The sequence below is a fragment of the Micromonospora sp. NPDC049497 genome (assembly GCF_044465805.1).
Taxonomy (GTDB): domain Bacteria; phylum Actinomycetota; class Actinomycetes; order Mycobacteriales; family Micromonosporaceae; genus Micromonospora.
The window spans coordinates 154,354-164,294 of the sequence record NZ_JBITMC010000015.1; the positions used below are offsets into that span (position 1 = coordinate 154,354).

A 9,941-nucleotide genomic window follows, 5' to 3' on the forward strand; every position below is an offset into this window, starting at 1 on the left:
GTCATGCGTCGATCGCCTCCCGGTCGACCCGGTCGGCGGAGTCGATCAACCAGTTGCGGCGCGGCTCGACCTTCTCCCCCATCAGCAGGTCGAGGATGCGCTCGGCGGCGTCGATGTCGTCGAGGGTGATCCGGCGGACCGCCCGGGTGGCCGGGTTCATCGTGGTCTCCCACAGCTCGTCGGCGTCCATCTCTCCGAGACCCTTAAAGCGCGGGATCGGGGTGACGATCTGCTTGCCGGACTTCTCCAGCCGGCGGACCGTCGTCTCCATCTCCGCCTGCGTGTACGTGTAGACCGTCTGCGGGTTGCGCCCCCTGGTGGTGATCTTGTGCAGGGGCGGCATGGCCGCGTACAGCCGGCCGGCCTCGATCAGCGGGCGCATGTAGCGGGCGAAGAGCGTGATCAGCAGCGTACGGATGTGCGCGCCGTCCACGTCGGCGTCGGCCATGATGAGCACCCGCCCGTAGCGCATGGCCGACAGGTCGAACGTGCGGCCGGAGCCGGCGCCGAGCACCTGCACGATCGCGGCGCACTCGGCGTTGTCCAGCACCTGCTGGAGGTTGGCCTTCTGCACGTTGAGGATCTTGCCCCGGATCGGAAGAAGCGCCTGATACTCGGCAGATCGGGCAAGTCGCCCTGTTCCCAAGGCGCTGTCGCCTTCCACGATAAACAGCTCACTGCGTTCGATGCCGGCCGACCGGCAGTCGACGAGCTTGGCCGGCATCGCCGCGCCCTCCAGGGCGGTCTTGCGGCGGGCGGCGTCCTTCTGCTGCTTCTGGGTCAGGCGCACCCGGGCCGCGTCGACGATCTTCTGGAGCACCGTCCGGGCCTCGGCCTTGGTGCGCCGGTCCTCCAGCCAGGACTTGACGTGCTGCTCCACCTGCGACTGGAGCACCTTGGTGATGCCGGCGGTGGACAGCTCGTCCTTGGTCTGCGACGTGAACTGCGGCTCCGGGATCCGGACGTGCACGACGGCGGTCATGCCCTCCAGGACGTCGTCCAGGGTGGGCGCGTCCTCCTTGGCCTTGAGCAGGCCACGGGTGTTGCGGATCGCGTCGGCGAGGGTGCGCGCCAGGGCCCGCTCGAAGCCCTTGCGGTGGGTGCCGCCGTGGGCGTTGCGGATGGTGTTGGTGAAGCACTCGACGGTGCGCTCGTAGCCGGTGCCCCAGCGGAGGGCCACCTCGACCTCGGCGCGGCGCTGCACGTTGGACTGCATGACGCCGTTGGCGTCGGCGGCGTTCTCCCGGTAGGTGCCCTCGCCGGTGACGAGCAGGGTGCCCGAGACGGGCCGGTCGCCGGCCGGCGCGAGGAACTCCACCATGGCGGTGAGGCCCTCGGGATAGTGGAAGCGTTCCTCGGTCGACTCCTCGCCGGTCTCGTCGCGCAGGCGGTAGTCCACGCCCGGCACCAGGAAGGCGGTGTTGCGCAGCTTGGTGCGGACGGCCTCGACGTCGAGCGCCGCGCCGGTCTCGAAGTAGCGGGCGTCGTGCCAGTAGCGGATCGAGGTGCCGGTGCGCTGGCCGCGCTTCATCCCGCCGACGACCTGGAGGCCGGGGCCGGCGGTGAAGGGCGCGTCCGGGCCGTCGCCGTCGAAGATTCCCGGTACGCCGTGCCGGAACGACATGGCGTGGACCTTGCCGCCGCGGCGGACCGTCACGTCGAACCGCCGGGAGAGCGCGTTGACCGCCGACGCGCCGACGCCGTGCAGGCCGCCGGAGGTCTTGTAGCCGGAGCCGCCGAACTTGCCGCCCGCGTGCAGCCGGGTGAGCACCAGTTCCACGCCGGAGATGCCGGACTTGGCGTGCACGTCGGTCGGGATGCCCCGGCCGTCGTCGTCGACCTGGACGGACCCGTCGGCGTGCAGGATCACCGTGATCGTCGTGGCGTGACCGGCGACACCCTCGTCGGTGGAGTTGTCGAGGATCTCGTTGACGAGGTGACCCACGCCACGGCTGTCGGTGGAGCCGATGTACATGCCGGGCCGCTTGCGGACGGCGTCTAGCCCCTCGAGGTGCGTGAGGTCGTCGGCCCCGTACAGGGTCTCAGGCTCTGCGGTCAACTGGTCGTACTCCCCGGTCTCGGCGGTGTGCTGCCGCTTCCCGGCGGGTGTGGCCGGCGCGGCACGCCGCAGCGAGCCTAGCCGTACGCCCCGACAACACCGTGGACGCCCGCTCGACCCGCCGCATCCGGCCCAACGGTCGGGGGCGCGGGACGATTCCGGGCGGTGACCCGGTCGACACCCTGTTGTCGGTGGGGACCGCTATCGTGTCGGCGGTCGTGCCCCGGGCGGGGCACGCGTACGGGAGGGGGCCCGGCATGCGCGAGGACGACGCGGACCGGCTGGCGGCGGAGTCGCTCGCGGCCGGCGATCCGACCGGCTGGTTCGACCGCCTCTACCGGGAGGCGGCGCGGGGCGCGGCGGTGGTGCCCTGGGAGCGCAGCGCTCCGCACGGCCTGCTCGTGGACTGGACCTCCGTGCACCACGTCGCCGGCGACGGGCGGCGGGCGGTCGTGGTCGGCTGCGGGTACGGCCGGGACGCCGAGCACCTCGCCGGTCTCGGCTTCACCACCGTCGCCTTCGACATCTCCCCCACCGCCGTGGCCGCCGCCCGGGAACGGCACCCCGGCTCCGCCGTCGACTACCGGGCCGCCGACCTGCTCGACACGCCGGCGCCGTGGCGGCACGGCTTCGACCTGGTCGTGGAGAGCATGACCGTCCAGGCACTGCCGCTGGGGCTGCGGTCGGCCGCGACCGCCGCGGTAGGCGAGCTGGTCGCGCCGGGTGGCTCGCTGCTGGTGATCGCCGCCGGGCGCGGCGACGACGACACGCGGCCGGCCGGGCCGCCCTGGCCGCTGACCCGCGCCGAGGTCGACGCGTTCGCCGCCGGGGGCCTCACGCCCGCCCGGGTCGAGCACTTCCTGGACCCCGAGGGCGTACGCCGCTGGCGCGCCGAGTTCCGCCGCGCCGCCTGAGTCACCCCTCGTCCGGTACGCCCTGAGGCCGCGCACGCGGTCCCGGGTCGGTGCCGCATGCCGTCCCGACGGCGTGCGGCCCGTCCTCGTGTGGCGCTCTCTGAACGATCCCGTTACGAGGCATTGACGTCTGTCACATGAAGGTGATCTGATCGCGCTCTCGGAGGATCTTTCACGTTTCGATGGACAGATGGAGGACGTCATGTCCAGATTCCGTCGTACCGCCGCGGCGGCGGTGCTCGCCGTGGCCACCGCCACGCTCACCACCGCCGTCGGACTGTCCGCTCCCGCCGCGGCGGCGCCGCCCACCGCCGCGGTGGCACTCGGCGACAGCTTCATCAGCGGCGAGGGCGCCGGGGCGTACACCCCGGTGGTCGACGTCAACGGCGTCGCACAGGGCTTCCCGGGATGGACCGCGCCGAACAGCAACGCGTTCTTCTGCCACCGGTCGGCGAACGCCTCGCTGCACCGGGCGAACCTGCCGGGCATCCAGGACCGGTTCAACCTGGCCTGCTCGGGTGGCCAGCCGCACGACATCGCCGCCGCGTCGTCGGCGCGGACCAACGGCCGCCAGGTCGCCGCGCAACTCGACCAGCTCCGCGCCGTCGGTCGGACCCACGACATCGACCTGGTGCTGCTCGGGCTCGGCTCGAACAACAGCTCGTTCACGTTCGGCAGCGTCGCGGAGAAGTGCGCCAACCGGTTCATCGCCGACGCCTGGACCGGCTGGTGGGAGTTCTGGGCGTACCTGAACGGGCCCGTGGAGCAGAAGCCCTGCTCCGACGCCGACCTCGCCACCGCCGCCCAGCTCAGCGCCGCGACGGCGGAGACCACCGCCGCCGTACGCCAGATCCTCGCCACCCTGCGCGAGATCGACGCCGACGGCCAGCACCGGGTCGTCTTCCAGGACTACACCAACCCGCTGCCGTTCGACCTGGACCCGACGTTCCACACCGAGGACAGCCGGGACGACACCCGGGACAAGTTCCGCGCCCTGGGCGCCGAGCGGTACGCGGCCGGCTGCCCCATCCACCGGGCCAGCCTGCTGCCCGGACACCGCTTCTCCCAGGGCCTCGGCACCATGGTCAAGTCCAGCCGGGACACCCTGGCCGCCGAGTTCCCCGGCGCCGACCTGGTCTACCTCAACGTGCAGCGGGCCTTCGACGGCGCCCGGCTCTGCGAGTCGTCGGCCAGCCCGGCCGGCGCCCTGGCCACACCGATCCGGCTCCAGGACAACCCGCCGAACGGCACCTTCGTCACCAGCCTCTCCGGCTACGACAAGATCGCCATCCAGCGGATCGCCAACACCTGCGTCACGTACTTCCAGACCTGCCAGGAGTCGTGGCACCCGAACGCCACCGGCCACCAGGTCCTCGGCCAGTGCCTGACCGGTGCCGCCGCGACCACCGCCCGCGACGTCTCCTGCACCCGCACCCCCACCGGCACCATCACCATCTCCTAACCCCCACCCCGCCCCCGCCCCCGCCACTCCGAATCCGCGATCTTGCACTTTCTGCCCCCGCGAAAGCGGCATTAGTGACAGAAGAGCGACCCAAAGTGCAAGATCGCGGGGCGGGGCGGGGCGGGGCGGGGGCGGGGCGGGGTGGGTGCGTCAGAGGTGGGCGGTGCCTAGGGCGTGGGGGGTGGGGGGCAGCGGGATGCTGGTGGCGGGGAAGGGGAAGCGGTCCAGGTCGGTGATCGTGAAGCCGGCGGCGCGGATGGCGCCCACCGTGTCCCGGCTGGTGTGGCAGCCGCCGCACAGCACCGGCCACAGCGTCGCGTCGACCACCCGTTGCGCGCGGCGCAGGCCGGGCGTCTCGGCGCGTACGTGCTCGAAGAAGCGCACCTGACCACCCGGCCGGAGGACCCGGCGGGCCTCGCGCAGTGTGGCGGCCTGGTCCGGCACCGAACAGAGCACCAGCGAGAAGACCACGGCGTCGGCCTCGCCGTCGGCCACCGGCAGCGCCTCGGCGAGCCCGTCGGTCACGGTGACCGGCACCGGCGCGTGGGTCGCCGCCTCCTGGGCCGCCGCCCGCAGCCGGGGTTCCGGCTCGACGGCGAGCACGTGGGTGACCGTGGGCGGGTAGTACGCGAAGGCCCGCCCGTTGCCCGCGCCCACCTCCACGACCCGGCCGGTGAGACCGGCCGCCACCCGGCGGCGGTACACGGCCACGCCGGCGCGGTCCATGGTGTCGGTGGCGCGCTGGTACACCCGCGCGAACACCGGGTGCGAGACTTTCCCACCGGACATGCGTCCTCCTTCAGAGCGAGCGGGATCGGACCGAGGCGACGGTCACCGAGGGTGGTTCCGCGCCGAGGGCGAGCAGCACCGGGCCGGCGGGGCCGTCGACGAGGCTGCCGAGGCTCACCTCGTCCAGGACGGCGAGGAAGGCGTCCTGCGCCCGGCGCAGGTCGGCGCGGAGCCGGCAGGCGGCGCGCAGCGGGCAGGCCGGCGCGTCGCACGAGACCACCTCGGCATCACCCTCGAAGGCCCGGACGACCCCTCCGACCGTGACCTCGCCGCCGCCCTCGGCGAACGCCACGCCGCCGGAGCGGCCCCGGACGGTGACGAGCACGCCGAGGTGGTGCAGCCGCTGGACGACCTTGGCCACGTGGTTGCGGGGCAGGTCGAGCTGGTCGGACAGCTCGTCCACGGTCAACCGCCGGGTGCTGGCGGCGGCGAGCATGGCGATGCGCAGCGCCATGTCGGTGGACCGGTTGAGCTTCACGTCCCGACCCTAGCCAGCACGGGCAACGGGCACCACGGACCGCGCGAACGCCGGTGTGATCCCGCCGACAGCCGACCCGGGACCTTCGACCCTAAAGAGGTATCTCAAATTCCTGTTTTCTGACGGAGCTCAACGAGTCAACCGGAAGGAGCACGAGTCGTGCTGTCGGAGTCCTCAGCAGCCGTGGTGACCGCGACCCTGCCGGCCGTGCAGGCGCACGGTACGGAGATCACCGGCCGGTTCTACCAGCGTCTGTTCGCCGCCCACCCCGAGCTGCTGAACATCTTCAACCGCGGCAACCAGGCCAGCGGCGCGCAGAAGGCCGCCCTCGCCGGCGCGGTCGTCGCGTACGCCGCGCACCTGACCGGCGGCGCGACCGTGCCGTGGGGGCCGATCCTGGACCGGATCGCGCACAAGCACGCCTCCCTCGGCATCACCCCGGACCAGTACACGATCGTCGGCCGGCACCTGCTCGCCGCCGTCGGCGAGGTGCTCGGCGAGGCGGTGACCCCGGAGGTGGCCGCGGCGTGGGACGAGGTCTACTGGCTCCTGGCCTGCGAGCTGATCGCGCGGGAGGCCCGCCTGTACGCCGGGGCGGGACTGGCCGAGGGCGAGCCGGTCTGGCGGGAGTGGCGGGTGACGGGTCAGACCGAGGAGGCCGTCGACGTCGTGTCGTTCACCCTGGAGCCGGTCGACGGCGGCGACGTACCCGGCTTCACACCCGGGCAGTACACCAGCGTCGCGGTCGACCTGGACCACGGCCGCGGGCAGCAGATCCGGCAGTACAGCCTGTCCGGTCGCCCCGGGGCGGACCACTGGCGGATCACCGTCAAGCGGGTACGCGGCCACGCCGGCGTGCCCGACGGCGTGGTCTCCACCTTCCTGCACGAGCACGTCTCCATCGGCGCCACGCTGCGGCTCAGCCCGCCGTTCGGCGAGGTCAGCGCGGTCACCGGCGACGGCCCGCTGCTCCTGGTCAGCGCCGGGATCGGACTGACGCCGGCGATGGCGGCACTGGAGCACCTCGCGGTCACCGCGCCGGAGCGCCCGGTGGTCCTCGTGCACGCCGACCGGGCGGGCGCGGCGCACGCCTTCCGCGCGGAACTGCCGCGCCTGCACGCCGCGCTGCCGAACCTGCGCACCACCCTCTGGTACGAGCGGGTGGAGCCCGGCGACGAGGTGGATCCGGTGGCGGTCTCCCCCGGACGGGTCGACCCGAAGATGATCCCGCTCTCCCCCGACTCGCACGTGCACCTCTGTGGACCGCTGCCGTTCATGAACACGGTGCGCGGCGGCCTGCTGCGGCGCGGGGTGCCGGTCGAGCGGATCGCGTACGAGGTCTTCGGGCCGGGCATGCTCCGCGACGACCGGGGCTGACCGGCGGCACCGAACAGTGTTGGCGGGGTGACGTTGCGTAGTAGCAGGTCACCCCGCCGGTCCAATCTCCACTCGCGACCGATCGCCGACTCCGGAGAAGTCGATGATCTACAGGTTAGGAGGAGCAGTGGAGGGTAGGGACCTGAACCATGCGGGTCCTTGGAATCAACGCGATCTTTCACGATCCGGCGGCCGCCCTCGTGGTCGACGGCCGCGTGGTGGCCGCCGCCGAAGAGGAGCGGTTCAGCCGCCGTAAGCACGGGAAGCGTCCCGTGCCGTTCTCCGCGTGGGAACTTCCGGAACTGTCCGCCGCGTGGTGCCTGGCCAGTGCCGGTGTCGACGTGGACGACCTCGACGCGGTCGCCTACTCGTTCGACCCGGGCCTCTGCCGACCAGCCGACAGCCTCGGGCTCGCCGACCCGTGGGACTGGCTGCGCGTCGAGTACGCCCAGCGCGCGCCGCAGTTCCTCGCCGCCGCCCTGCCCGGACTGGACCCGGCGAAGGTGCGGTTCGTCCCGCACCACGTGGCGCACGCCGCGTCGGCCGGGCTCGCCGCGCCGTCGGGCGGTGACGACACCGCCGTGCTCGTCCTCGACGGGCGCGGCGAGGTGGCCAGCCACCTGGCCGGCGTCTACTCCGACGGCCTGCTCAACCCGCTGTACGCGCAGGAGCTGCCGCACTCGCTGGGCCTGCTGTACGAGGACCTCACCCGGCACCTGGGCTTCCTGCACTCCAGCGACGAGTACAAGGTGATGGCTCTCGCCTCGTACGGGAAGCCGAGGCACCTGGGGCTGCTGCGCGACCTGATCCGGGTCACCTCCGAGGGCGGCTTCACCATTGACACAATCGACTGGGCGAGCATGGCCAAGGCGCGTACCGCCGACGGCGAGATGACCGAGGACCACGCCGACCTGGCCGCCAGCGTGCAGGCCCGGCTGGAGGAGGTCGTCATCGACCTGTCCCGCTGGCTGCACGACGCCTCCGGCGGTGCGTCGACGATCGCGCTGGCCGGCGGTGTCGCGCTGAACTGCGTGGCGAACGCGCGGCTCGCCGCCGAGGGCCCGTACCGGAACGTGTGGGTGCAGCCGGCTGCCGGCGACTCGGGCACGGCGCTCGGCGCCGCCCTGCACGTGGCCCGCGACCTGGGTGACCGGTCCACCCCGATGGGTGGTGCGGACCTGGGGCGCGGCTGGTCGGACGAGGAACTGGAGGCGGAGCTGCGCCGCGCCGCCCTGACGTACCACCGGCCCGACTCGATCGCCGCCGAGGCGGCCCGGGTGCTGGCCGACAACGGCATCGTCGCCTGGTTCCAGGGGCGCAGCGAGTACGGCCCGCGCGCCCTGGGACACCGGTCGCTGCTCGCCCACCCCGGCGACCCGGCCACCACGGCCCGGATGAACGACGTCAAGGGGCGGGAGCAGTTCCGCCCGATCGCCCCGATGGTCCGCGCCGACCGGTTCGCCGAGATCTTCGAGGGCGTCTACCCCAGCCCCTACATGCTCTTCGTGCACCGGGTGAAGGAGCAGTGGCGGGACCGCATCCCGGCGGTCACCCACGTCGACGGCACCGCCCGCGTGCAGACCGTGCACGACGACACCGAGCCGGTGGTCGCCGCCATGCTCGCCGAGTTCGAGCGGCTGACCGGCCTGCCGGTGGTGGTGAACACGTCGCTGAACACGGCGGGCCGGCCGATGGTGGACACGCCGCGCGAGGCGATGGAGCTGTTCGGGTCCGCGCCGGTGGAGCTGCTGGCGCTCGGCCCGTTCGCGGTGCGGCGGGGCGCGCTGGGCGGTGACCGGTGATCAGCGTGGTGGTGCCGACCCTCGGCCGACCCAGCCTCGCGGTGCTGCTCGACGCGCTCGCCGCGCAGGTCACCGACCTGCCCGACCCGGAGATCCTGCTGGTCGACGACCGCCGCGACTCCACCGGGGAGCTGGCGGTGCCGGGGGCGCTGGCCGCGTACACGAAGGTGCTGGTCGGGCCGGGTGCGGGCCCGGCGGCGGCCCGCAACGTCGGCTGGCGTGCGGCCCGCTCCCCCTGGGTCGTCTTCCTCGACGACGACGTGGTGCCCGACGGCGGCTGGGCCCGCCGGCTGGTCGCGGACCTCGCCGTGGGCGACCGCGTCGGCGGCGTGCAGGGCCGTGTCGGAGTGCCCCTGCCGACCGACCGCCGCCCCACCGACTGGGAACGCGGAACCGCCGGGCTCGCCGAGGGCGCCTGGATCACCGCCGACATGGCCTACCGCCGGACGGCGCTCGCCGAGGTCGGCGGGTTCGACGAGCGGTTCCCGCGCGCCTACCGGGAGGACGCCGAGTTGGCCCACCGGGTCCGGCTCGCCGGCTGGGGCCTGGTTCGGGGGCAGCGATCGGTCACCCATCCGGTACGCCCCGAGGACCGCTGGGTGAGCCTGCGCGTGCAGCGCGGCAACGCCGACGACGCGTTGCTGCGCCGGCTGTACGGGCCGGGGTACCGCACCGCCCTGGAACTGCCGCCCGGTCGACGGCGCCGGCACGTCGCGGTCACCGCCGCCGGCGCGCTCGCGCTGGCCGCCGTCGCGCTGCGTCCCCTGACCCGGCCGGCGGTCCGGCCGGCGCTGGGCGGCGTCGCGCTGGCCGGCGCGCTCGCCTGGGCGGCCGGCACGGCCGAGTTCGCGCGGGCCCGGATCGCGCCCGGTCCGCGCACCGCCGACGAGGTCGGCACGATGCTGGCGACCAGCGCGCTGATCCCGCCGCTCGCCGTCACCCACTGGGTACGCGGCTGGTGGCGCAGCCGTGCCGAGCGACCCGGGACGGGCCGCTGATGTTTGGCCCAACGCTTGCCTCGGGCAGCTGGTCCGGTATGGAGGTTTCGGGCCCGCGTCTC

At 73.4% G+C, this 9,941-nt stretch carries 8 protein-coding genes; 5 read left to right on the forward strand and 3 right to left on the reverse strand.

Going from position 1 to position 9,941, the window contains the following annotated elements; all coding sequences use genetic code 11:
• Position 1 precedes the first annotated feature (1 nt).
• Positions 2–2,059, reverse strand: a complete 2,058-nt coding sequence (locus ACIBR0_RS20980; protein WP_396718036.1) for a type IIA DNA topoisomerase subunit B — start codon at positions 2,057–2,059, stop codon at positions 2–4.
• Between the two features lie 257 nt (positions 2,060–2,316).
• Here ACIBR0_RS20980 and ACIBR0_RS20985 point away from each other — a divergent pair, with 257 nt between their 5' ends.
• Positions 2,317–2,973 (forward strand): class I SAM-dependent methyltransferase, encoded by a 657-nt coding sequence (locus tag ACIBR0_RS20985; RefSeq protein WP_396718037.1) that lies wholly within the window; start codon positions 2,317–2,319, stop codon positions 2,971–2,973.
• Positions 2,974–3,175: 202 nt separating this feature from the next.
• Complete coding sequence (locus ACIBR0_RS20990) at positions 3,176–4,435, forward strand: hypothetical protein (RefSeq protein WP_396718039.1); 1,260 nt, start codon at positions 3,176–3,178, stop codon at positions 4,433–4,435.
• A 150-nt stretch (positions 4,436–4,585) separates the two neighbouring features.
• Here ACIBR0_RS20990 and ACIBR0_RS20995 read toward each other — a convergent pair whose 3' ends face one another.
• The gene (locus tag ACIBR0_RS20995) at positions 4,586–5,224 is read right to left on the reverse strand and encodes a class I SAM-dependent methyltransferase (RefSeq protein WP_396718041.1); all 639 of its coding nucleotides are present in this window, start codon (positions 5,222–5,224) and stop codon (positions 4,586–4,588) included.
• A 10-nt stretch (positions 5,225–5,234) separates the two neighbouring features.
• Positions 5,235–5,702: an RrF2 family transcriptional regulator gene (locus ACIBR0_RS21000; protein ID WP_396718043.1), complete on the reverse strand. Its 468-nt coding sequence runs from the start codon at positions 5,700–5,702 to the stop codon at positions 5,235–5,237.
• Between the two features lie 159 nt (positions 5,703–5,861).
• Between ACIBR0_RS21000 and ACIBR0_RS21005 the strand changes: the two genes are divergently transcribed.
• From ACIBR0_RS21005 to ACIBR0_RS21015, 3 genes are all read left to right on the forward strand, one after another.
• On the forward strand, positions 5,862–7,079 hold the full coding sequence (locus ACIBR0_RS21005) for a globin domain-containing protein (RefSeq protein ID WP_396718045.1): 1,218 nt from the start codon (positions 5,862–5,864) through the stop codon (positions 7,077–7,079).
• 149 nt (positions 7,080–7,228) lie between these two features.
• Positions 7,229–8,881 carry a carbamoyltransferase gene (locus ACIBR0_RS21010; protein ID WP_396718047.1) on the forward strand — a complete coding sequence of 551 codons (1,653 nt, stop codon included), beginning with the start codon at positions 7,229–7,231 and terminating at the stop codon, positions 8,879–8,881.
• On the forward strand, positions 8,878–9,879 hold the full coding sequence (locus tag ACIBR0_RS21015) for a glycosyltransferase family 2 protein (protein WP_396718050.1): 1,002 nt from the start codon (positions 8,878–8,880) through the stop codon (positions 9,877–9,879). Before ACIBR0_RS21010 ends, ACIBR0_RS21015 begins: the two co-directional genes overlap by 4 nt.
• The last annotated feature ends 62 nt before the right edge of the window (positions 9,880–9,941 follow it).